Origin of the sequence: Sphaerochaeta halotolerans, from assembly GCF_003429665.1 — a bacterium.
In the GTDB taxonomy this organism is placed as follows: domain Bacteria; phylum Spirochaetota; class Spirochaetia; order Sphaerochaetales; family Sphaerochaetaceae; genus Sphaerochaeta; species Sphaerochaeta halotolerans.
In genome coordinates this window covers 92,067-116,122 of the sequence record NZ_QUWK01000007.1, presented here as the reverse complement: position 1 = coordinate 116,122, position 24,056 = coordinate 92,067, and the positions used below count along the sequence as shown (strand labels likewise).

Below are 24,056 nucleotides of genomic sequence, written 5' to 3'. Positions count from 1 at the left end.
TCACTCCTATGAGAGAGTATGTAACAGACGATATCATCTATGCCCTTGCCACCCCATGGGCACAGAGTGCATTAGCGGTCATCAGGGTGAGCGGGGAGGGGTGCAAAGCGCTGCTGGCCACCCGGTTTTCCCGGCCTAAATCCCTGAAAGAAGCTGGTAATGCCACGTTGGTACATGGATACCTGCAGGATGAGGCAGGGAAAAAGATTGATGAGGTTGTTGCTGCCGTCTATACAGAAGGACATGGGTATACCCTGGAGGAAGCTCTGGAGTTTTCTTGTCATGGTTCACTTGCTGTAATCAAGGAGATTTTGTCTCTGTTCTCCCAATTGGGTATGCGCAGTGCAGAAGGTGGTGAGTTCACCTTCCGTGCGTTCTTGCACGGCAGGTTGGATCTGACCCAGGCAGAAGCAGTCCAGGAACTGGTTGTAAGCCAGAGTGAACGATCCAGGGCACTTGCCTTGGGGAGACTCGAAGGAAGCTTGAAGGAACGGATCAGTTCCCTCAAGCAACAATTGATGCAGATCATGGCTGCGGTAGAAGTACAACTTGATTATGCTGAGGATGAACTGGATGAATTTGTATTTCCTCGGACTCAACTTGTCGATTTGATAGCCCAGCTCCATCATCTCTCTGAGACCTACCAAGTAGGAAAGTTGTATAAGAGTGGAGCCAGAATCGTACTTGCCGGTTCTACCAATGCAGGGAAAAGCTCGCTGTTCAATCTGTTGCTCAAACAGGAACGCTCAATAGTCAGTCCCATAAATGGGACCACCCGCGATTACATTGAAGCAGATCTATCAATCGAGGGTATCCCGATTCGGTTATACGATACAGCAGGACTGAGGGAAAGCTCTGATAGTGTTGAGCGAGAAGGCATAAAACGAACAGAGCGTTTGATCGGGCAAGCTGACTTGGTGGTATTCCTTGTTGACAGTACCCTGATGGGTCACGTACCTGAAGAGGATGAGCGAACCTTGGTGGTGTACAACAAGAGTGATCTTGCAAAGCCGCCCAAAGGAAAGCTGGCTATCAGTGCCCAAAGTGGGGAAGGAGTGGATCGTTTGTTGCATGAGATCTCCACCAGGCTGACCAGTGGATTCTCTGTCAGTGCCGATGAGCTCTTAATCATTGAATCAGAGCGGCAGTACCAACTCTTGAATGCAAGTGAGGAAGCACTTGGCCGAGCGCTCGCCTTGGTGGATGAGGATATCCCATTGGATATCACTGCAGTTGAGTTGGGTGAGGCGTTGGACAATCTTGGTCAGTTGACCGGAGAGGTTACCCCCTCCGATATTCTTGAGACAATCTTCAGTGGATTTTGTGTAGGTAAATAATATATGGATTATGATGCAATTGTAGTGGGAGGAGGACATGCCGGTATTGAGGCATCCTTGGCTCTCTCCCGAATAGGATTCAAGACGCTCTTGATCACCCAGAACCTCGATGCAATCGGGCGTTTGTCGTGCAATCCGGCAATTGGTGGGCTTTCCAAGGGAAACATCGTCAGGGAAGTTGACGCCCTCGGTGGAGAGATGGCCCACCTGATAGACCACTCCATGATACAGTACCGCATACTCAATAGGAGGCGCGGGCCGGCTGTACAAGCTCCCCGTGCACAGGCTGATAAATTCACCTATGCAAGGCTTGCCAAGGAGACGTTGGAGAGTGAACACAACCTTTCTTTGTTCATGGATACGGTTGTCGATTTTTTACTCGACCCAACAGGTAAGCGCCTAACAGGGGTCATTACCGAGAGACAGCATACCATCTCCGCCAACGTTGTTGTCCTGACCACAGGGACATTCATGGAGGGAAAAATCTTCATAGGGGAATATGATGCTCCCAATGGGCGTTTGGACGAACCCTCTGCCATTGGCTTGGGTACCAACCTCCGGAAAAAGGGTTTCCCAGTCGGACGGTTGAAGACCGGTACCCCCGCAAGGGTCCGCAAGTCCTCCCTGGATTTCGACAAGATGGAAGTGCAGGATGGGGAAGAACTCATGATGCCCTTCAGTTTCGACTATGACAGCATCAACAGACCCCAGGTCCCTTGCTACATTACCTGGACCAATGAGAAGACTCATGCGATCATACGGGATAATATCCATCGATCCCCCCTGTATGGAGGGAAGATTGTCGGAACCGGTCCTCGCTATTGCCCTTCGATTGAAGATAAAGTGGTGCGATTTCCTGATCGTAATCGTCATCAAATCTTTGTAGAACCGGAGGGCATCGGCACTGAGGAGATGTATCTTAATGGTATCTCTAGCTCCCTTCCTGAGGATGTACAATGGGATTTTGTTCATAGCATTGAAGGCTTGGAACATGCTCAGATCATGCGCCCAGCCTATGCAGTGGAATACGATTTCATCAATCCACAAGCCCTTTACCCTTCCCTGGAGAGCAAACTGGTTGAGAATCTGTTCATTGCAGGCCAGACCAACGGTACCAGTGGCTACGAGGAAGCCGCCTGTCAAGGCTTGATGGCAGGAATCAATGCAGCACAGAAACTCAAAGGGGAACCACCCTTGGTGCTCAGCCGCAATGAAGCCTATACCGGGGTGCTGATTGATGATCTGGTTACCATGGGAACCAAAGAACCCTACCGTATGTTTACCAGCAGGGCAGAGTATCGTCTCAATCTCCGACATGATAGCTGTGACCAACGCCTTACCGAGAAAGGTTTTCGTGTAGGTTTGCAGTCTGAGGAGAGCCTTTCCCGTCTCCGCCAGAAGCTGGAGAAGATGGAAACGGTTAAGGATCTGCTTCGTCAGCGTAAACTGGCCGATAAGAGTGCAATCCAGGCTCTGAAGATGCCAGAGGTTACAATGGCTAGTCTCCAGGAGTCTATTCCCGAACTCTCAGGTTTTGAAGAGCCTATCAAGTACCAAGTGGAACTTGATGTAAAGTATGAAGGGTACATCAATCGTCAGGAACGACAGATCAACCGATTTGAAAAACTGGAAAGTCTCCATATCAGCCAGGATTTCGACTATGATGCATTGGATGGACTGAGTACAGAGGGGAAGGAAAAACTGAAATTGGTACGGCCTATTTCAGTGGGGCAGGCTTCCCGAATCAGTGGGGTACGCAATAGCGATATTGCCCTTCTGATCGTGCATCTGGACAGGGGAGGCCATCGTGAGCGGTAAGTATGAGGCCTTGATCAAGGAAGGCCTGGATGCCATGCAACTCTCATTTTCTGCTGAGCAGTTGCAGCAACTGGAGCGCTATATAGCAGAGGTGGAGCTCTTTAATCCTATCTACAAGTTGGTTGGAGCTGAAGGCGACGATTTGGTCATTCGTCACATCTTCGACAGTCTCTCTGCAGTAGGAAAGATCGGGGAATTTGCCCGGCAGTATGAAACCCCCTCTTTTGCCGATCTTGGTTCAGGAGCAGGCCTTCCCGGTATTCCCCTTGCCATTGCTCTGAATGCGTATCCCTTCACTTTGGTAGAGCGGATGGAGCGGCGAGTGAATTTCTTACGAAATGCCCTGGTAGCTACCGGATTATCTGAGCGGGTGCAAATTGCCGCTCAGGACTTGAAACAGGTACGTCAACACTTTGATGTAATTACCTTCCGGGCTTTTCGGCCTCTGGTGGAAATTCTTGATGATGTAGCGCCTATACTGAGTGATGGTGGCCTCGTCTGCGCATACAAAGGTATAGGGGAACAGGTTGAATCAGAACTGATCCAGGTTGCATCACAATGCAAAAGCCGTTGGAGTGCAGAGGTTTTTCCCCTCACGGTTCCCCATCTGGATGCAAATCGTACGCTTTGCGTTCTTACAAAGATTTGATACCATCTGAAGGAACAGGTGTTTACCTACAAAGGAGCGAGTTGTGAAGGAAGACCGTGGAAAAAGTTCTTTGATACTGGGGATAGCCTCCCTGCTGTCAACGTTGGTGGTGGTTGCGTTGGAAGTTCTTCCACGTCTTGGTATCCACCATATTCTCCTGGATAGGGTGGTTTCTTTCCTGAATCGCTTTTTCTCTTTTACCGTTCCTCCCACTTCCCTCTCCTTGGTCCCTCTCGCCGTACTCCTTGGAATCTGGACAATCATGATTTTCACCTTTAGGGTACGAAACCGCTTTTTCTATGTATTGATCCCTCTCACTGGCATTATGGCCTATACACTCTATGTGCTCAGTCATCTCATGCAGGGGAGTACTCGTCCGTTGCTCATACGAACCATACCGGAGGACTTGCGTAGTGCTTCCTTCCGTATAGTACTCATATTCTTTGTGGAGATGGCTCTTTTTATCATTTTCACCTTGATCGGCGACGGTATGAAACGGTTCAAGACGGCGAGAGGCGAGAAGCTCAAGACTCCAAAAGAGAAGCGGGGGGAAAAGAAAAAACGTGTTTCAAAGGCTCAGGAATCCATCGAGGCTGATGAGGAAACCATTACCCTCAGCAAGAAACCCGTGGAGGCTGAAGAGGCTATTGAGGGGACGAGCTTTGCTGACCAAAAGGTTGCCTTCCCTTCCATCGCTGAGGTGCCTTCCCTGGAGAGTTTGTCGAGAAAGCATACTCCAGTTGACCGGAAACCACCGAAGGAAGATACCTTTGCAGTGAAGGAGATGCAGGTTGGAAAGGTCAGTATTGGTGCGCTGCATACACTCGGGGAGGAGCGAAAGCGAAATAATGGGGTCTCGTATCTAGAGCGAAAACAACGAGAACTGGAAGCGCAAAAAAAACAGGCAGAAACACATCCTCAGCCGGCTAAAGAAAAAGAACCTGTGCAATTATCAGGATTCCTGCAAGGTGCATTGGAAGCAGTGGGAAAAGCACCAAGGAAGCACAACATGCGAAGGAATGAACCTCAAGGCAAAGTGAAAAGCATGCTTGCTCAGGCAGTGGAACAGCAACAGGGAAAGGCTGAAACACCTCCAGCCAATGACTCACAAAATATGAATATCAAGGAGCGGATTCTTTCGGTCCAGTATGAGCCGAAAAAGCGAGAAGAAACCCCACACAACCGAGAAGTTGATGATCCCTTCTTCCGAGCAAATTCACCAAAACAAGAGAGTCAGATAGAATCGACCTTTGCACCGCAGAGCACTGCGCAACCAATTGGTGGTGGTATATTGGAAGGGGCGGAAGTACAGACTGAAAGTCAGGAGCTTGATGAAGATCCTCTCGAGAGTGCCAGCGGGGTGGGCGGCCTTTCCTCCAAAGGAGAAGGGAGCGCCTTGATCAACCGCAGGCGTATTACCTACCAGTATCCAGATGAATCCATCCTGGTGACCTATCCACAGATTGGTGATGTAGTAGATGAGCAGACGGTCAACCAAGGGAAACTCTTGGTTGCTACGCTGGAACAGTTCAATATAACTGTTGAATTGACCAACATTGTACGTGGTCCCACGGTTACCATGTTCGAGCTACTTCCTGCCCCTGGTGTGAGGGTAAATTCAATTGTGAATCTCTCGGACAACATTGCCCTTGCCCTCGCGGCTACACAAGTCCGTATCGTTGCACCTATTCCTGGAAAATCGGCTGTAGGCGTTGAGATCCCCAATCGTAAGCGGGATATTATTGGGTTCCGTGAAATACTACCATACCTCACTTCCTCATTGGGTATCCCCATGGTATTGGGGCGCAGCTTGATGGGAGAACCGGTAGTAGTTGATGTAGTCAAGGCTCCCCATCTTTTGATTGCTGGAAGCACGGGAAGTGGTAAGAGTGTTTGCGTAAACTCATTGATTTGTTCTGTGTTGTTCAGGCGAAGTCCAAAACAGGTCAGGATGATCCTGGTTGATCCCAAAATCGTAGAATTGAACATTTACAATGGAATTCCACATCTGCTCACTCCGGTCATCACTGATGCAAAGAAAACGCTGAAGGCACTCGACTTCTGCCTCTATGAGATGGAGAGACGATACAAACTGCTGCAAGCCTTGAGCGTCAGGAATATTATCGGCTACAACGAGAAGATAGAAAGTAGCCGTCTTGCTCGGGAGAAACTCCCCTATATCCTGGTGGTTATCGATGAATTTGCTGATTTGATGCATCTCGTTGGCAAGGATATGGAGAGCAAGGTCAGCCGTCTTGCTGCCATGAGTCGAGCGGTCGGCATACACTTGGTTCTTGCGACCCAGCGGCCCTCTGTTGATGTCATTACCGGTGTGATCAAGAACAATATTCCCACCCGTATCGCATTTGCTGTGACGAGTTCGACCGATAGCCGTATCATCCTTGATGAACCTGGGGCGGACAAACTGCTGGGGAAAGGTGACATGCTCTATATGTCCAGCAGCAGCCCCGCTACTGAGCGAATTCAAGGTTCATTCCTGAGTGACAATGAAGTGGAGCAGGTGGTAGCGTTTGTCAGCTCACAAGGCGAGCCTGAGTTTATCGATGAGTCTTTCTTTGAAGACGATGAACCAAAGGCTAGTGAAAGCAGTGATGATGAGGGTGCTGATTCAAACGATGATGAAGCGTTGATGGATAGGGCGCTTGCAATTGTTGTTGAACGCAAGTGTGCTTCAGCCTCCTACCTGCAGAGACGTTTGAAGATTGGGTATAACCGGGCTGCCCGTATGGTTGAGCAGATGGAAGAGCTGGGGTATGTTGGTCCTCCCAATGGGAGCAAACCCCGTGAATTGATCAAGTATCCCTAGGAGAAATTACGTCAATGGTTGGTGAACATGCCGTATACAACGGAAAGATTATAATGCAGAGTGAGGCGGTGGTACCTGTCACCCTCAGAGAAGTACAGTCAGGATTCTATGTGTATGAATCCCTCAGGGTCATCCAAGCCCACCCTGTGCATCTGGAGGACCACCTCCTGCGGCTTGAGGCTTCTGCAAAACTCATTAATCTTACCTATCCGTTTAATCGGGAAGAAATTGCTTCCTGGGTACATGCTTTGATCGAGGTGGATCTGGTGGAGAATGCATCGCTGAGAATCCAGATCTATGGGGGCATGCAACCACAACTGTTCATCACCACGAGTGAAATTCTGACCTATCCAGAATCTTTCTACACGGAAGGGGTGAAGACTTTCACCTATGAAGGGGAGCGTCTGCTACCTGGAGCAAAGAATGGAAACCTGCTTTTGAATTATATTGCTTTAGAAGAAGCCAGGAGACAGGGGTGCTTTGAAGCACTTTTGGTTGACAGTGAACACAAAATCCTTGAAGGAACTCGGTCCAACTTCTTTGCAATCAAAGATGGAAAACTCTTTACTGCACAAGATGAGAAGGTCCTGCTTGGAATCACCCGCGATAGAGTGATCAAGGCAGCAAAGCAGTTTGGCTTACAAATACTCTACGAAGCCCCTTCTGTGGAACAGGTGCTTGCAGGATCCTACGATGAACTCTTCATCTCAGCTACCAGCATGGCTGCAATGCCTGTTTCACGGGTGAATGGAACGATCGTTGGAACAACGTTTGCTTTGACACGTGAGATCTGTAGTCTCGTCAGACAATGGGAGTTGGAAGATTAGAAGCCCATCCGTTATTTTTTCATTCCCCAACGGAGCGAGAGGAAAGGAATCAGCATGATGGTTCCTCTCTGGAGCGAGTGCCGGGAAAGCAAGGTGAGATACCCCGTCCCTTGGGGCGGAAAAGGGGGCAACGCCTCCTAAGTTCATGACTTGCCCTGGGGCATTGATACCTTTCATTTTTTAGCAGAGGTGGACAAGGTTTTTATTTTCCTCTATCTTACTACCATAAGGTTTGTAAAAGAATCCCTCATATTGCGAATACTGCAATTACTTATAAAGGCGAAATATAGAACGAATGAAATTTACCGAATTATCCTTAAGTGAGCAAGTGCTCAAAGGCATCGAGTCTGCAGGCTTTAGTGACTGTACCGAAGTACAGGAAAAAGTCCTCCCCACAAGCCTCTCCCGTCGCGATGTCATGGTCCAGTCAATGACTGGAAGCGGAAAAACCGCAGTGTATGTGTTGACGATACTTGAATCATTTGTCCAGGCCATAAAGGCTGGAAAGGGCAAACCGAAGGCATTGATTGTTGCTCCAACCCGTGAATTGGCTGTGCAGATTGAGGAAGATACCATTTTGTTGGGATCTGGTATCGAGGACCTCACGATTGGAAGTTTCTATGGTGGTGTCGGATACGGAAAGCAGGATGAGATCCTTGAGAAGGGGTGTGATATCTTTGTCTGTACCCCTGGACGTATTCTTGACTACCAGAAGATGCATAAGATCGACTTCCGCGAATTTGATATCTTTGTTGTTGATGAAGCAGACCGAATGTTCGATATGGGTTTCTATCCCGATATCCAGAAAATGTTCAGCTTGCTCCGTGATTGTACAGAGCGGCAAACCATGCTGTTCTCAGCAACCCTCAGCACCAAGGTGCGTAATCTTGCCTGGTCGTTCATGAACGACCCAGCTGAGATTGAAGTCAATCCTGAGGAGATTACTGTTAATGCAATCACCCAAGAACTGTATCATGTCGCGAAAGATGAGAAGTTCACCCTCTTTCTGCAACTCTTGAAGAAAGAGAATCCAGAGAACTGTCTGATTTTCACCAATACAAAAGCACGGTGTATCGAGGTTTCGAAGCGACTTTCGCTCAACGGATACCCAACCAAGTACCTGATGGGAGACCTCCCTCAAGCCAAGCGTTTGCAGACAATCGATCGTATGAAAGAAGGGAAGATACGATTCCTTGTTGCAACCGATGTTGCCGCCCGTGGACTGCAGATTGATGACTTGGAACTGGTTGTAAACTATGACATTCCTGATGATTTCGAGAACTATGTTCACCGCATTGGCCGTACAGCCCGTGCGGGTAAGAGCGGGAAATCCATAACGCTTGCAGATGAAGAATATGTCTTCAATCTAGAAGCCGTAGAAAATTTCATACAAATGAAGATTCCAGTAATCTGGCCTGAGGAGGGGGACCTTGAACAGGTAGAGGACAAGAGTGCCTCATACTCCTTCAGGGACTTGGTGAGGAATGATGAGTATGGTGGGCGTCCAAGCCGTGGACCAAGAAGTGGTGCTAAACCCTCTCGTGGTGGCTCCAGACCTCCAAAGCGAGGTCAGCCACAGTCCTCCAATCGGCCAAAACGTACAAGAGACGAGAGAGACAACAAGTCTCGAGGGCCAAGACCTGAAAGACAGGGAAGAACACAGGAACCTCAGAGACGACGTCATACAGGGTCCAAGAGCTATGCAGAAATCCAGAATCTCTCACTTGAAGAGCGATTGTCTTATTACAAGCAACAGTACAAGAGTGAGGGTGGTCAGATTCCTGAAGGAACTCCTGCTGCTAAGAGGAGTCAACCTACAGGTAAGAAGGATATTCCGGTGAAAAAGGAACCTACTCCCAAGCAACCTGTTACGCAAAAGCAGGAGACAAAGCCGAAGAAGAAACAGAATTTCTTCTCTCGATTGTTCAGGAGAGACAAGTAGCATGCTCAAACGGTTCATCGCCTATTACCGTCCATACAAGGGTTTGTTTTTTCTTGATATGGGAGTGGCAATTTTTGCTTCAATCCTTTCAATTCTGTTTCCCACCTTGACCAGACAACTGCTCAGGGTGGAAATACCAGACCAGAATCTGAAAAATATGATCATCATCTTTGGCCTGATGCTTCTTATCTACATCCTGCAGGCAATCTGCCAATATATCAGGGTGACATGGGGACATATCCTTGGGGTAAAGATGGAAACCGATATGCGCAGTGAATTGTTCGGTCACTTGCAAAAACTTTCCTTTGGATTCTTCGACAAGACCAAGACCGGACACATGATGAGCCGAATTACCAATGACCTGTTCCAGATTACCGAGATGGCTCACCATGCTCCTGAGGATTTAATCATCAGTGTGGCCACCATTCTGGGGTCTTACATCCTTATGTTCAGCTATAGCGTTCCTCTTGCCTTGATATCACTCATTCCGTTGCCGATCATGGTGTTCTATGGGGTGTACTATGGAATTCGTATGAAGGCAACCTTCCGTCGCGTACGGCGGACCGTTGCTGATGTGAACAGCAATGTGGAGAATTCTCTGATGGGGATTCGAGAGGTCAAGTCCTATGGCCGGGAGTCCTACCAAGAGGCAAAATTCAACCACGTCAATGACATTCTGCGTGACAGCAAGATGGAGCAGTATAGGGTAATGGGAAGGTATCACTCCATCTTGGGGTTCTTTCGTGAGCTCTACTACTTCTGTACCATCGCCGGTGGAACGTTGTTGATATTCATGGGAAAGGTGCAGTCCTATGACTTGGTCACTTTTATTCTCTACGTAGGAGTAGTGCTCCCTCCTATCGATCGCCTGATCAACTTCACCGAGCAACTGCAACAAGGTATGGCAAGCTTTGAGCGCTTCACCCAGGTCATGGATGAACATCCGGATATCCAGGATGTGAAGGACGCAAAGAGCTTGAAGGTCAAGGATGGTACGGTCCAGTTCGACCATGTCTCATTCTCGTATGAGAACTCAGCTGAGGTCATCCTTAAGGATGTAGACATCACGATTCCCGGAGGTTCCACCTATGCATTGGTTGGGGAGTCGGGAGCTGGAAAGAGTACCTTCGCCAGCTTGATCCCCCGCTTCTACGAACCCAGTGAAGGCAAGGTATGCATTGATGGTCAAGATATACGTGAACTGACGCAGCACTCTCTCAGACAGAATATCGGCTTCGTGCAGCAGAATGTGTTTCTTTTTGATGACACAATCAGGGAGAACCTGAAGTACGGAAAGGTAGATGCAACCGATGACCAACTTTGGTTGGCACTGGATGCAGCAAACCTCGGTAATTTTGTCCGTTCGCTTCCCCTCGGGCTCGATACCCAGGTTGGAGAACGGGGTACCTTGCTCTCTGGTGGACAGAAACAGCGTATTTCCATTGCACGAGTATTCTTGAAAAACCCCCAAATCCTCATATTTGATGAGGCAACCAGTAGTTTGGATACCGAGAGTGAAGAGTTGATCAATGAAGCATTCCATCGCCTGTCCAAGGGAAGGACTGCCATCGTTATTGCCCACCGTTTGACCACTATCAAACATGCAGATTGTATCTTGGTTCTCGATGAGGGTAAACTGGTAGAGTCGGGAACCCATGAACAGTTGCTTGCTTTGGGTGGCCAGTATGCAAAACTCTATAAAACACAAGACTTTTCTTAGCGGGAGGGATATGCATGAAGAAGATACGCATAGCATTTGCAGGACTGTTTGTAATTCCTATCATAGCGCTTTCGATTGTGTATGCATTCCCGATTGGCTATCTGTTACGCCTCCTTGGTATGAGAAAGGCTGGGGAAAGATACCTACGCGCATGTGGGCACTTTATAGGGAATTCCATTCTTTTCTTCTTGGGGGTTACGGTCCATATTGATGGAAAGGAGAACCTGCCACCAGAGCGTTCCGTTTGCTATATCGCAAACCATCAGAGCATGCTTGATATTGCTGCCTTTATAGGACCTGCGAATCTTTGGGCTTCTGTTATAGCAAAGGTAGAGGTGAAAAGAATTCCTGTCATCAATCTCTGGTGTTATGCCTTGGATTGCGTTTTTATCAACCGAACGAGTCCCCGTGATTCGATTAATGCAATTCTGAGTGGTGTAGAACTCCTGAAGAGTGGGAAAAATATGTTGATCTTCCCTGAGGGAACGAGAAGCAAGAGTGGAAGAATCGGGGAATTGAAGAAGGGGAGTCTGAAACTTGCGACCCGCTCCAAATCGGTCATCGTACCCATTACCATCAAGGGGTTACGTGCTGGGATGGAGCTGTTGCATGGCTTTAAACGTGTTCATGCATACGTTTCAATTGGCAAGCCAATCTACACTGATAATCTTAGCAATGAAGAGATTTCGACGCTTCATGAATCGGTCTATGGAACCATCGCCAAACGGTTTGACGAGCTTCCTGGCCAAGTCTAAGGGTGGCTATGATCAACGCACTCTCCATTGAAGACCTCTCTTTCACCTATCAGTCGTGGACGGAGAAAGAGAATGAACCCCTTTTTCGTGCGCTCTCTCTCGCTCTTCCTGCTGGAAGCAAGACGCTTTTGCTTGCTCCATTCAACAAGGGAAAGACCACACTTGCCAAGATCATTTGCGGGGTGTGCCCCAAATATTTCCCTGGTGAACTACAGGGTGATATCAATCTCTATGGGAAATCACTCTCAGATTTGGACCCTTGGGACCTCTTGCCAGTATGTACGTATGTTTCCCAGAACCCTCAAGAACAGTTTGTTGCCACATCGGTTGAGGAAGAAATTGCGTTTCCCCTGGAGTCAATGGGCATGGAAAGAGAGACCATGCATGCACGTATTGAGGAAGCAATTACACAGTGGGGGCTTCAGGATTTAAGGACCAGCAGTGAACAGGAGCTCAGTGGGGGAGAACGTAAACGCGTGCTCCTTGCCACCATGCAGGCGATTGATGCCTCTTTCTGGCTGCTTGACGAAGCTTTTGATGACTTGGACCAGCACTGGAGAGACCAACTAAAACATCTGATAGCAACCAAAGACAAGACGGTACTGGTACTTGCAAGTCGTTACTTGCGTGAATTTGATGACCTCTTTGATCAGGTATTGTTGCTCGATGAAGGAGATATTGCCAGTGGGGATAGAAGCACCTTAATCTCTCGATTTGCCCACCTCTGTGGTGATGATCTTCCCAGTCCTTTGGAAACAGAACACATACAGCCTTCCCAAAAAAGGATTCTCTCTTGTAAGTCGCTCCAAGCTGAACGGAGCAGGGTGAGCACTACAAAGAGTAAGCAGTTTACTTTGGAGGTACCTGATTTCCAACTACGAAGCGGGGAGTTGGTAACCCTTGTTGGGCCAAACGGAAGTGGCAAAAGCTCCTTCAGTCGCTTGCTCTGTGGCTTGGATACCCCCATAGCGGGCCAGATTACCATCGATGGTGAACCGTTCAGAGACAAACAACTCTCCAAACGTGTTGGTTACTTGTTTCAGAGCCCCGATCTGCAAATCTTTCTACCTACCGTTGCAGAAGAACTTTCTTGGTCTCTGAAGCGACGTTCAGACTTATCGAAATCAGAGATTGAGAGTCGCATAGCAACTTGTGCAGAACTGTTCAGCCTCGACCTTGAGGACACACCCACCACAATGAGTTATCCGCTACGTAAAGCCCTCCAAGCAGCAGTGTACTATCTGCTTGACCGACCCTTCTATATTCTTGATGAGCTTGATAGTGCCTTGACCTATCAGAGTACACTCTCCATCATTGCGCATCTGAGGCGCAATGGGGCAGGTATCCTGCTCATTACCCATGACCGGCAATTTGCCGACAAGGTAGCCCAGCGCTCCTACACCATCAAGGAAGGGAGGTTGATCGCTGTATGACTACCAACACCTACATTGCAGGGAAGGGGTGGCTCTACCGCTTTGATCCACGTGCAAAACTGCTATTGATGCTTCTGATGTGCGTCTGGTTTTTTCTCCCTGTTACCTTGTTGCATCTTGCTCTTGTGGTTGCCTTGGTTGTTTTAGTTGGTGCTCATAGCACAGGGTGGCATCATGCATGGAGAACCGTTTATTCCATTTCTCCAATGCTCCTGTTCATGATACTTTTCATGCCATTCAATGTACGTGAAGGGGTTCCCTTGGTGTCGATTGGCAGTTTTACTGTAATCACGAAGGAAGGTTTGGAACAAGCCTTGAGGTTGATGAGCCGTTTCATTGGTATCACCTATGTCTGTACCCTGTTGTTTGCCACTACCGTGATGCATGAGGTCATGCTTACCCTGAGATGGTATCATCTTCCCTATAAAGCGAGCTTGGTTGTGACACTCGCTTTTACCTATATTCCTTTCATTGCTGATAGTTTCAGTCAGATATCAGAGTCACATCGTCTCCGTGAAGCCGAGGATGAGCAGAAAAAGAAGGTTGGCCAGCGTCTCAAGGATTTGGTCCCAACCCTTACCAGCGCTTTGGTGGTTGCGCTTAGATCCATCCCAAACTTGGCTATGAGCCTGGAGATGCGCGGATTCGGGAGACAGGAGAGGCGTAGCAGTTACCACAGTCTTGATGCATATCATCATGTATGTACCAATTTCCTTCTCGCTTGTATCATTCCATTGGCGTTTTGGCTAGCGAGTATGTTGTTCTAGGAGGAGTATATGCAGGGGAATAGGAATGCTTTGAAAGTTGCCATGGTGTCAGTGCTGACTGCTGTGGTTGTGGTTTTTACCATGGTAGTTCGTATCCCTACCGCAAGAGGATATCTGAATCTATGCGATGTAGCCATCTGCTTTATCGCGTTCACCTTTGGTCCTTGGTCTGCGTTCATCGCTGCAGGTTTGGGAACGGCCCTTGCTGATTTGATCAGTGGCTATGCACAATGGGCACCTATCAGCTTTGTGGTCCATGGGGTGGAAGGGCTCTTGGTTGCCTTGATCGTGCAGAAAAAGGGCGATGCTACAGTATCGGTAGGAAGAAAGGTCCTTGCAGCCTTCATCTGCATTGCAACTGTTTCCTTAGGGTATTTTGCATTATCTGCCTTGTTTATCAGCACTGTCAGTGTGGCTGCTGCTGAGATCCCAGGCAACATCGCCCAGAGTGCAGTAGGATTTGCGCTCGGCCTTGTTGTATCGGCAGCAGTGAAGCGAGCTTATCCCCCGGTGAGTTCGCTTACTTGGTAGCCACTGTCGTTTCTTTTCGGTATACTCCAACTATCCCTAACCAGAGAGGAATGCACATGCAACAATTCCCCCATGACACCATCGTTGTATTAGACTTCGGGGCTCAATACAGTCAGTTGATTGCACGTAGGGTACGTGAAATGCACGTATATAGCCAGATCGTCCCCTATACCATCACAGCGACAGAGCTTGCGGCACTGAGTCCAAAAGGAATCATCTTCAGTGGTGGTCCATCCTCGGTTCGCTCTGCAGGTTCACCTAGGCCTGATGCAGGAATCTATGAGTTGGGAATTCCTATTTTGGGTATCTGCTATGGCTTACAGGTGATGAGCATCCAAAACGGAGGGACGGTTGAACGCCCGCTGAAGCGTGAATATGGCTTCGCTGATCTTACCGTTCTCCATCCAGAGGCTTCTCTGCTCAAGGGCATCAGTGCAAACTCTCGGCTCTGGATGAGTCACGGTGATGCAGTTGCTTCGCTTCCTGATGGCTTTATCCAGACAGGCAGTACCCCGAACTGTCCCTTTACTGTTATTGAGAATGATGAGAAGCATTTCTATGGGGTTCAGTTCCATCCTGAGGTAGTACATACCGCAGAAGGCAACCAGTTCCTGCAGAACTTTGTGCTTGGGGTCTGCCAAGCAAACCAGGACTGGGATATGGGTTTCTTCATAAGTACTGCAGTCGAGGAGATTCGAAGGAAAGTCGGAGACAAGCAGGTACTGTGTGGTCTCTCTGGTGGTGTCGATTCTGCTGTTGCAGCGGTACTTATCCATGAGGCAATCGGGGACCAGTTGGTCTGTGTATTTGTTAACAACGGTCTCTTGCGCAAGGGAGAGGCTGATATGGTCCTGAAACTGTTCAGGGACCATTACAATATACGTCTCCAATATGCTGATGCCGAGGATGCGTTCCTCTCAGCACTCAAGGGAGTTACAGAACCTGAGGCGAAGCGGAAAATCATCGGCAAGGTTTTCATCGATACCTTCTATGATGAGGCACGCAAAGCAGGGGAGATCAGCTTCCTTGCCCAAGGTACACTCTATCCAGATGTAATCGAGAGCAAGAGTCCCTCCGGTGGACCTTCTGCAACCATCAAGAGCCATCACAATGTTGGGGGATTACCCGAAGATCTGAAATGGGACCTGCTCGAGCCACTTCGTGAACTGTTCAAGGACGAGGTAAGGGCTGTGGGCAGAGAGCTTGGGCTTCCTGAAGAGATGGTAAACCGTCATCCATTCCCCGGTCCCGGACTCGGGGTTAGATGTGTAGGAGAAGTAACCAAGGAACGGCTGGATACCCTGCGCGATGTTGATGCAATCTTCATTGAGGAGATCCGCAAAGCCAATCTATATGATGATATCTGGCAGGCATTGGCGTGTTTGCTTCCGGTTAAGAGCGTGGGCGTCCAAGGGGATGAAAGAACCTATGAAGAGGTGTGCTCCCTTAGGGCAGTTACCAGTGAGGATGCCATGACCGCTGACTGGTACCGGTTCCCTCCTGATGTGCTGCAACACGCCTCTAGCAGGATCTGCAATGAGGTGAAAGGAGTCAATCGAGTACTCTATGACATCACCAGTAAACCTCCTGGGACTATCGAGTGGGAGTAATGCCACAAGGAAGATAAAATTTTACAATGCTCAATAAAAAGAGAAAAGACTCCAATTGCTGGGGTCTTTTCTTACTCATTGCCTTACTTATTGTTTTCTCTGGCATGGATTGTCGGAAGAGATGTCTACAAACAGACTAAAAATGCGGAATCCGCAAAAATTCTTCGAGGAATCAGAACCTGCAATAGCTGATCATCAAGCAATATACTGATTATGTACTCACAAGGCTGGCATTACTGTGTGAGCTTGTGCACAATGAACCAGAGAATCAGTATCCAAAAGCCAATGAAGAGAATGGAAAAACTCCAGTTCTTAGGCAACGAAATTGGCTTGCGCTCTGCTTGATCCTGGGCATCCTTGAGCACTTCGTTGGGTATGCACTTGATGGTCAGCACCAACAATGCGGGGAGAATGATCAGATCATCCAGATATCCAAGGACGGGAATGAAATCAGGAATGAGATCAATGGGACTGAGTGCGTAGAGTAGAATAAAACCAGCCAATACCTTCGGGAGTAAAGGCATCCTCTTGTCCTTCGATGCATAGTAGATTGCTGTCAACTGGCCTTTCAGCAATAATGCACGTTGCATTAATCTGGGTTTGATCTGTTTCACAGGAATACTATAGGTTTTCCCTGATTCTGTTTCAATGTAATTGGAATCGAGTAATGATATTTTCCTGAGACACATCTTCAGGACTCCCTGCCTATCCCGATTCACGTGAATCGGGAGATGATCTCTTACGCAGTCATAGTCTTGATCTTCGTTTTGTAGATCTTTCGGAAGAAGTAGAGGGTCAACGTGAAGGACGCCAGTTCAGAGATGAAGAAGGAGTACCACAAAGCATCAAGTCCTACATATTTACCCAATAGGTATGCGGCAGGGAGCAAGAATACCAGCTGTCGTGATACCGAGTTGATCATCGACAAGTATCCATAGCCCATCCCCTGGAAAAGCGCAATCAAGACAATACTGACGCCTGCAAACACAAAACCCATGCTGATCCGTTGCATTGCTACCGTACCAATTGCAATCATTTCAGGAGTTGCATCAAACCAACTGAGTAGTATGTGAGGAAAGAGCATAAACAGAGCTGTCCCAATCCCCATGATGGTGATTGCAACCACCAGACCAACCTTGATGGTTGCCGTTATCCGTTTTGGCTTTCTTGCTCCATAGTTGTACCCGATCACCGGTATCATACCGGTGTTCAGACCGAATACAGGCATAAATATGAAGGATTGTAAGCGGAAATAGATACCAAAGACAGCAACCGCTGAGGTAGAGAAGCCAATAAGGATTTTATTCAGGCTTGTAATAAGTATTGTTCCAATGGCTTGCATGATGATTGTAGGAATCCCGACAGCGTAGATATCCTTGACTGTTTGCTTCTCGAGACGGAAGGAGGATTTTTTCAGTACAATTTCCTTGTTCCTTCGCACATAGTATATTGCAAGCACAGTAGAGATATGCTGGGCGAAGACGGTAGCGATGGCAGCTCCCATTACCCCCATCCTTGGCATACCAAACAACCCGAAGATAAGAATGGGGTCCAGTAAGATGTTTACAATCGCCCCGGTACTTTGGATGATCATGGGGTGGATTGTGTCTCCTGTACCCTGCAGGATTCTTTCACATATGATGTCAATAAACAAACCAAGTGAAAAAATCAGGCAGATGGAGATGTATTGGGTACCCATGGTGATAAGTTCTGGATCGTTGGTGAAGAATGAAACGAAAGTCTTGGAGAAAAAGAGACCGATGAAAGCGAAGAATGCCCAGCTTATCACCGAGAGAGTAAGGCCATTTCCTGCAGCCTTCCTTGCTGAGGTAATGTCCTTTGCACCCAGTTTCCTGGAGAGCAGGGAGTTGACTCCGACAGAGGTGCCTACACTTACCGCGATAAGCAGGTTCTGCATGGGAAAGGCAAGGGTTACTGCAGTCAGCGCTTGCTGACTGTAGTGTGAGACAAACATACTGTCCACTATATTGTAGAGAGCTTGTACCAACATGCTGAGCATGATGGGAAACGACATGGACAGAACGAGAGAGGGGATCGGCTTGACCCCCATTTTGTTTTCTTGGACAGGTTGCATGGGTATTCCTTATAGATTCTGGTACAGTCATAGCACACCATGCAAGCTTAGTAAAGCAGGTTGTCAGTTGGTCTCCTTGAGGAATGCCTCTACCTCCTTTTTCCCTTGTTCTTCATCAACTCGTTTCAGCAGAATATATCCGCCAATGAAGAGCAAGACCAATGAAAATATTCCATACCGAGAATTTCCGGTCACCAACGTGACAACTCCCATGAGTAATGGTCCAATGATTGCAGCGAATTTACCCAACATATTGAAAAACCCAAAAAACTGAGCAGAACGTTGTTTTGGTATGAGTCGTGTGTAATATGATCTGCTGAGTGCTTGGATTCCCCCTTGGAATAGCCCGATACACACTGCAAGCAGGTAGAAATGGAGTGGTTTGGTCATGAAATAACCAAGGATGGCAATGACTGCGTAGGCCCCAATGGCAATCTCAAGGGCCTTACGAATTCCGACCTTTCGTCCGAAGACGGAGTAGGCAAGAGCCGAGGGGAAGGCAACAAATTGTGTGATGAGTAGTGCAACGATCAATGACTCACTGGGAAAGTTGAGACTGGTCCCATAATTTACGGCCATTCTGATGATGGTATCGACTCCATCAATATAGAGCCAGTAAGCAATGAGAAAGATTGCCAATGTCTTCAATTGACGAAAGCTTCGCACAGTTTGACGTGTGATGGAGAGCCCTTTCTTGACTGCCTGCTTGAAGGGGAGGTTATCAGCGGTCACCTCTTCTTTTACGAAGAAAAGCAAGGGGAGTGTGAATACTATCCACCAGATTCCCACGATGACAAAACATGCTTTGATTGCTTCTCCTCCATCGGCAAATCCAAACCATGAGGGATTGAGATACATCAGAACATTCACAAGGAACAGCAATCCACCACCGATATACCCTAGACTGAATCCAAGAGAGGAGACAAAATCCACCTTCTTCTCTGAGGCTACAAAGGGTAGTAGTGCATCGTAGAAGGTGTTGGCTCCACTGAATCCGACCACCGCTATTGAGTAGAAGAGCACCGCCAGAGGCCATGCCCCCATTTGCAGTATATATAAGCTTGCGGTCATAACAGAGCCAATCAAGGCAAAAAATGCCAACAGCCGCTTCTTGTAGGTGCCCCAGTCTGCTATAGCTCCCAGGATAGGGGCCAAGAGAGCAACTACCAATGAACCCAGTGAGTTTGCCAGTCCAAGATAAAAGGTGCCTTCCTGACTGCTTGATCCCACTGCCCAATAGGCAGTGAAAAAGACGGGGAAGAATCCTGCCATCACCGTAGTTGCAAAAGCGCTATTAGCCCAGTCATAGAAAGCCCATGCGACAATCGATCGTTTTGAATCTTGCATTGTTTGTATCCTCTTTTCCATAGCGTACCAGTGTATGTCCATTCTGTCATGTGCTATTTTCAATATGGTTGTCTTGCACTGTCTCGAATATGATTTCTTCCAATCATTCCTCAAATGATTTTTGCCTGTCTGTTTGAGATATGTGGTTTAATGAAAGGAAGACCAAGGGAGAGGATCCCTGAAGGAGAAATGAAGAGGAAGCCCTTTGTCTTTGTTAGTACACTGCAAAGACTTCCCCTTCATCATAAACACTATAGACACACTACCATCGAAACAGCTTCGATTCAAGAGAACTTCCATCCATCCTTGAGGACGGGCAACGGCGCCATGCTGTGCCGGACATGCATCGGAGCGCTGGAGTATGCCTTCTCGCGCAAGAGGGGCAAACGATACACGGCGGAGGAAGGCCCGGCGGTGGAAACGACAATCGTTGCCGTCGGCCGTTGCCCGGAGGATGGCAGCTACTCGACAGTCTACGGCGACGACCTTGTCAGGAACAAGCAGTATTGCCTGGGCGACATTCGCTCTGTGCTGGAGAACAAGGCTGACTATTGCCTTGCAAGCCCGCGCACCAGGTCCTACTGGCGGTCGTGGCTGCGCAAGGTGTGGGCGTCGGTGGTCGAGGAAATCCATCGTTACATCGGCCGCAGCCTCTCGGAATACGAAATCGCTTGTGCGCTTACAGCATTCCTCAAGGGGTGCGGCGAGTCGTGGCTGCGGTACGTGCTGGACCTCTTTTACACACAATCCAACAACCTTTGCATCTTCCTCGACCTCATCGGCCCTACGATCGGCCCCAGGGACGAGAATCTGCAGGAACCCCTCGCTGAGGAGGGTGCAGAACGGCGCAAGCCGCCCCGGGGAGGATGAATGAGATGGAATTGAAGGATTTGAGACCGAACGAGCAGGAAAAGTACACCACCGCCAAGGATGTCATCGACCTCGGCTGCACCGACACGGCCGTCAGGAGGGGCCGGGCGAGGCTGGGATGCACCCGAAAGACGCTCCTGAAGTACGTGCAGTGGTGCAAAAACGAAGACATATCCCGGTTCAGTCACCGCAACAAGGGCCGCAAGCCCGCCACCACCATACCGCAGGATACGAGGGAGCTGGTCGAGAGGCTGTACAAGGACACCTACTGCACCGCCAGTTTCACCCATTTTTTGGAGATACTCAAGGAGGACCACGGTGTCAGCCTCTCCGACGGGACGGTGCATTCGATCCTCAAGCAGGCCATGCTCGTCTCGCCCTGCTCGAAGAAGGCGACCAAGAGGCTGATGGAGAAGAGATTGAGGATGCTTGCACGGAAGGAGCACCTGAGCAAGGCCGAAAGCGAGAAAATAAATGCAGCCATGGCAATCCTGGACGACGCCGACGCGCATCCGCGCAGGCCGCGGAGCAAATACTTCGGGGAGATGATCCAGATGGACGCCAGCGAGCTGGTCTGGGCCAAGGGGGCCGGGAAATGGCACTTGCATGTGGCCGTCGACGATGCAACCAGCGAGGTGGTGGGGGCTTGGTTCGACACCCAGGAGACGCTGGACGGCTATTACCACGTCCTGTACATGATTCTCAAGCTCTACGGCATCCCCTCGCGGTTCAGGACCGACCGAAGGACCGTCTTCGAGTACAAGTCCCTCTCCAAACCCGATGAGGAAAAGGACACCTTCACCCAGTTCGGAGCCGCCTGCAAGACATTGGGCATCGAGCTCGAGGCCACCTCGGTACCTCAGGTCAAGGGTCGTGTGGAGAGAATGAACAGAACGCTCCAAGGCCGTATCCCGGTCGAGCTTCTGCGCCACGGAATCACCACCATGGAGGCGGCGAACACCTTCCTGTGGGACTATCTTCCCCGTTTCAATGCACAATTCTCGCTCAAGGATGAGAAGGATGTACAGTCCGGCACCTTCCTCCAAGCCCCCCCCGATGCCGACATCAATGCAATCCTGGCGGTGGTCTCCAACCGGGTCATCGATGCGGGCCACAGCATCAAGTACCACAACGCCTACTACCAGCCCTATGCACAGGATTCGTCCTCCCAGCGCCCCCGGCTTTTCGCCAAGGACACCAAGGCCCTCGTCGTCAAGGCCTTCGACGGGACGCTGCTGGCCAGCATCAAGGATGAGATATACCTGCTCAGGGAGGTGGAGAAACGGAGCAGCCACAGCAAGGAATTCGACCCCGAGCAACGACCTGCACCCAGTAAGAGGAAGTCTTCCACGCCTGCACCAGACCATCCATGGAGAACGAGATTCCTCTCACCAAAGGTGCTGGCGAGTCATATCGCCAAACCCAGAGAGGATTACGAGTCATGAAATGGTGGGAGAGACAAGAAACCCTGCAAACACTCAGGGAAGAGCATTCATTCTCCAGTGACGAGTACGAAACACTGGTGCAAAACATCAACGAGGAGCTTGAGCAGGCTTCGTCCGACATACTCCTGGCCTGGGATAAGGAGGCCCACAAGGCCCGGAAAGCTGGTTACCACGGATTCTAGGGGGAGGAAAAAATCATTTACGGGTTACAGTGCTATTTTCAATATGGTTGTCTTGCACAACGTGCTATCCTTCAATACAATTTATTCCTGTAGATATCCAAGAAATATAGAAGGTTATTACTTATGATTGTATGTAAATTCGGCGGAAGTTCAGTGGCTGATGCCAAACAGATAGAAAAAGTCAGAGCGATAGTAGAAGCCAATCCAAAAAGACAGATAGTGGTTGTTTCGGCTCCAGGAAAAAGGAGCAAGGATGATGAGAAGGTCACCGATATGCTTTATGCATGCAATGCTCTTGCCCAGCAGGGTTTGTCATGCAAGCCGGTCTTCAAGAATATTGCTGATCGTTATATCGCAATACTTGATGGGCTGGGAATAGAGAAGAAACCCTTTGTTGCCATCCTTGAAGAAGTTCGCCAAATGATTGATGCCGGTAACGGAGCGGAGTATGCAGCAAGCCGTGGAGAATATCTTAGTGCCCGGATGATTGCTTCCTACCTTGGTTGGAATTTTCTGGATGCTGATCCTTACATCGTGATCAATCCTGATGGAACCGTGCATGAACAGAGCTATGAGAATCTGAGATCAGTACTAAAGAAAGATGAAAAGTATATTGTTCCTGGTTTCTATGGTTGTGATATTGAAGGAAAAGTGAAAACGTTCAGTCGAGGTGGTTCAGATATTACCGGAGCAATTCTCAGTAGTGCTTCTGATGCCGAATCGTATGAGAACTGGACCGATGTCTCGGGTGTGTTCTCTGTAGACCCCCGCTTGGTGGACAATGCTAAGGTAATCAAGACCATGACCTATCGTGAGCTTCGTGAGCTTGCCGGGGTAGGTGCAAGTGTATTTCATGAGGAGGCAATCGCTCCAGTGATAGCCGCCCAGATTCCTATCAATGTCAAGAATACCAATGCTCCTGACGATCCTGGGACGATGATCGTCAATGAACGAGAGAGTGGAAAGGTCCCTCTTGCTGGGGTTTCTGCTAAGAAAGGCTATAGTAGGATTACCCTTCGTAAGCTGATGCTTTTCAAGCAATCTGGTACCAAACATGCACTGCTCACCATGCTGCATGTGTTTGGGATTAGGCCGACGTTCAGTCTGTTTGGGGTAGATAGTATCGTTTGGTTTTTTGAAACCAGTCAGGCGAGTGAAAGTGTCCTCAAGGCAATGTGTACCCGACTCAAGAGTGAGTTCTCTCTGGATTCCATCGAGGTTGATCATGACCATACAGTTGTAGGAGTTGTAGGGGAAGGAGTCATGGAACATCGTGACTTGATCTCAAGAGTGGTAGGTGCTTTGGATAAGGCTTCCATCAAACTGAACTTCCTCAACTTTGGATCATCACAGACATCCTTGCTGCTCGGTGTAGATGCTGACAAGACACAAAATGCAGTTATTACTCTCTACAACGCATTGTTCTAATGATTAGTGTGCTCCACTTTCTCAAGAAAGTGGACTTTTTAGTTTGAAACACATAAATGAAAGGTATCAATACCCCAGGGCAAGCCCTGGACTCAGGAGGCGTTGCCTCCTTTCCCTCCCCAAGGGACGGGGTATCTCACCTTGCTTTCCCGGCACTCGCTCGGGAGAGGAACCATCATGCTGATTCCTTTCCTCTCGCTCCGTTGGGCAATGAACCGGAATATACTACCGAATTAAGAATAGTATAAGGCTATATATTGTATTACTTGCTTTCTTTGTTTTGCCTATGGTATAGGTAAATCTTATATATGAGAGAGGTATAGTGGCTTTTTCCGCATCGCTTCTGATGGCTTTAATGGTTTTCCCGGCTGATTCCAAGTGTTATCTCAAGGTGGAATATATAAAGATGTGTGCGTATACATGAAGAAAGGGCTGCTTCTCAGCCTGATTTTCAGTCAGACTTTTGAAACAGC

The 24,056-nt window shown here is 48.7% G+C and carries 21 protein-coding genes; 17 read left to right on the top strand and 4 right to left on the bottom strand.

Features of this window, described 5'->3' with window-relative positions; genetic code table 11:
• The first annotated feature begins 8 nt into the window (after window positions 1-8).
• From mnmE to DYP60_RS07985, 5 genes are read left to right on the top strand one after another with little or no spacing between them, the layout of a single operon-like run.
• Window positions 9-1,337 (top strand): tRNA uridine-5-carboxymethylaminomethyl(34) synthesis GTPase MnmE, encoded by a 1,329-nt coding sequence (gene mnmE, locus DYP60_RS08005; RefSeq protein WP_117330486.1) that lies wholly within the window; start codon window positions 9-11, stop codon window positions 1,335-1,337.
• Window positions 1,338-1,340: 3 nt separating this feature from the next.
• Window positions 1,341-3,155, top strand: a complete 1,815-nt coding sequence (gene mnmG, locus DYP60_RS08000) for a tRNA uridine-5-carboxymethylaminomethyl(34) synthesis enzyme MnmG (RefSeq protein ID WP_117330485.1) — start codon at window positions 1,341-1,343, stop codon at window positions 3,153-3,155.
• A complete protein-coding gene (gene rsmG, locus DYP60_RS07995; RefSeq protein WP_117330484.1) occupies window positions 3,145-3,804 on the top strand; it encodes a 16S rRNA (guanine(527)-N(7))-methyltransferase RsmG in 660 nt (219 codons plus the stop codon). The genes mnmG and rsmG overlap by 11 nt, the downstream gene beginning before the upstream one ends.
• A gap of 43 nt (window positions 3,805-3,847) precedes the next feature.
• On the top strand, window positions 3,848-6,631 hold the full coding sequence (locus tag DYP60_RS07990) for a DNA translocase FtsK (protein WP_117330483.1): 2,784 nt from the start codon (window positions 3,848-3,850) through the stop codon (window positions 6,629-6,631).
• A 14-nt stretch (window positions 6,632-6,645) separates the two neighbouring features.
• Entirely contained in the window at window positions 6,646-7,458 is an 813-nt protein-coding gene (locus DYP60_RS07985) for an aminotransferase class IV (RefSeq protein WP_117330482.1), read from the top strand.
• Here DYP60_RS07985 and DYP60_RS14000 read toward each other — a convergent pair.
• Window positions 7,369-7,635, bottom strand: coding sequence for a hypothetical protein (locus DYP60_RS14000; protein WP_133299319.1), 267 nt, complete (start codon window positions 7,633-7,635; stop codon window positions 7,369-7,371). The two genes, DYP60_RS07985 and DYP60_RS14000, sit on opposite strands and share 90 nt — an antisense overlap.
• A 118-nt stretch (window positions 7,636-7,753) precedes the next feature.
• Between DYP60_RS14000 and DYP60_RS07980 the strand changes: the two genes are divergently transcribed.
• The 7 genes from DYP60_RS07980 to guaA are packed head-to-tail and all read left to right on the top strand — an operon-like array spanning window position 7,754 to window position 16,216.
• Window positions 7,754-9,400, top strand: coding sequence for a DEAD/DEAH box helicase (locus DYP60_RS07980; RefSeq protein WP_117330481.1), 1,647 nt, complete (start codon window positions 7,754-7,756; stop codon window positions 9,398-9,400).
• A gap of 1 nt (window position 9,401) precedes the next feature.
• A complete protein-coding gene (locus DYP60_RS07975) occupies window positions 9,402-11,120 on the top strand; it encodes an ABC transporter ATP-binding protein (RefSeq protein WP_117330480.1) in 1,719 nt (572 codons plus the stop codon).
• A 14-nt stretch (window positions 11,121-11,134) separates the two neighbouring features.
• The gene (locus DYP60_RS07970; RefSeq protein ID WP_117330479.1) at window positions 11,135-11,875 is read left to right on the top strand and encodes a lysophospholipid acyltransferase family protein; all 741 of its coding nucleotides are present in this window, start codon (window positions 11,135-11,137) and stop codon (window positions 11,873-11,875) included.
• Between the two features lie 8 nt (window positions 11,876-11,883).
• A complete protein-coding gene (locus DYP60_RS07965; RefSeq protein ID WP_117330478.1) occupies window positions 11,884-13,308 on the top strand; it encodes an ATP-binding cassette domain-containing protein in 1,425 nt (474 codons plus the stop codon).
• The gene (locus DYP60_RS07960) at window positions 13,305-14,075 is read left to right on the top strand and encodes an energy-coupling factor transporter transmembrane component T family protein (protein WP_117330477.1); all 771 of its coding nucleotides are present in this window, start codon (window positions 13,305-13,307) and stop codon (window positions 14,073-14,075) included. The genes DYP60_RS07965 and DYP60_RS07960 overlap by 4 nt, the downstream gene beginning before the upstream one ends.
• Window positions 14,076-14,084: 9 nt before the next feature.
• The gene (locus DYP60_RS07955) at window positions 14,085-14,606 is read left to right on the top strand and encodes an ECF transporter S component (RefSeq protein WP_117330476.1); all 522 of its coding nucleotides are present in this window, start codon (window positions 14,085-14,087) and stop codon (window positions 14,604-14,606) included.
• A 56-nt stretch (window positions 14,607-14,662) separates the two neighbouring features.
• A complete protein-coding gene (guaA, locus tag DYP60_RS07950) occupies window positions 14,663-16,216 on the top strand; it encodes a glutamine-hydrolyzing GMP synthase (protein WP_117330475.1) in 1,554 nt (517 codons plus the stop codon).
• 233 nt (window positions 16,217-16,449) lie between these two features.
• Here the strand turns inward: guaA and DYP60_RS07945 are convergent, their stop codons facing one another.
• The 3 genes from DYP60_RS07945 to DYP60_RS07935 all read right to left on the bottom strand — a co-directional run bounded on the left by DYP60_RS07945 (window position 16,450) and on the right by DYP60_RS07935 (window position 19,658).
• Window positions 16,450-16,830, bottom strand: a complete 381-nt coding sequence (locus DYP60_RS07945) for a YkvA family protein (protein ID WP_240622844.1) — start codon at window positions 16,828-16,830, stop codon at window positions 16,450-16,452.
• Window positions 16,831-16,955: 125 nt separating this feature from the next.
• A complete protein-coding gene (locus DYP60_RS07940; RefSeq protein ID WP_117330473.1) occupies window positions 16,956-18,311 on the bottom strand; it encodes an MATE family efflux transporter in 1,356 nt (451 codons plus the stop codon).
• A gap of 63 nt (window positions 18,312-18,374) precedes the next feature.
• Window positions 18,375-19,658 (bottom strand): MFS transporter, encoded by a 1,284-nt coding sequence (locus DYP60_RS07935; RefSeq protein ID WP_117330472.1) that lies wholly within the window; start codon window positions 19,656-19,658, stop codon window positions 18,375-18,377.
• Window positions 19,659-19,808: 150 nt separating this feature from the next.
• Here DYP60_RS07935 and DYP60_RS07930 point away from each other — a divergent pair, with 150 nt between their 5' ends.
• From DYP60_RS07930 to DYP60_RS13995, 5 genes are all read left to right on the top strand, one after another.
• Window positions 19,809-20,528 (top strand): hypothetical protein, encoded by a 720-nt coding sequence (locus DYP60_RS07930; RefSeq protein WP_133299318.1) that lies wholly within the window; start codon window positions 19,809-19,811, stop codon window positions 20,526-20,528.
• 5 nt (window positions 20,529-20,533) lie between these two features.
• On the top strand, window positions 20,534-21,973 hold the full coding sequence (locus DYP60_RS07925; RefSeq protein WP_165849542.1) for an ISNCY family transposase: 1,440 nt from the start codon (window positions 20,534-20,536) through the stop codon (window positions 21,971-21,973).
• Complete coding sequence (locus tag DYP60_RS07920; RefSeq protein WP_117330469.1) at window positions 21,970-22,155, top strand: hypothetical protein; 186 nt, start codon at window positions 21,970-21,972, stop codon at window positions 22,153-22,155. The genes DYP60_RS07925 and DYP60_RS07920 overlap by 4 nt, the downstream gene beginning before the upstream one ends.
• A 123-nt stretch (window positions 22,156-22,278) precedes the next feature.
• Window positions 22,279-23,583, top strand: a complete 1,305-nt coding sequence (locus tag DYP60_RS07915) for an aspartate kinase (RefSeq protein WP_117330468.1) — start codon at window positions 22,279-22,281, stop codon at window positions 23,581-23,583.
• Between the two features lie 56 nt (window positions 23,584-23,639).
• The gene (locus DYP60_RS13995; RefSeq protein WP_133299317.1) at window positions 23,640-23,831 is read left to right on the top strand and encodes a hypothetical protein; all 192 of its coding nucleotides are present in this window, start codon (window positions 23,640-23,642) and stop codon (window positions 23,829-23,831) included.
• Window positions 23,832-24,056: the final 225 nt, after the last annotated feature.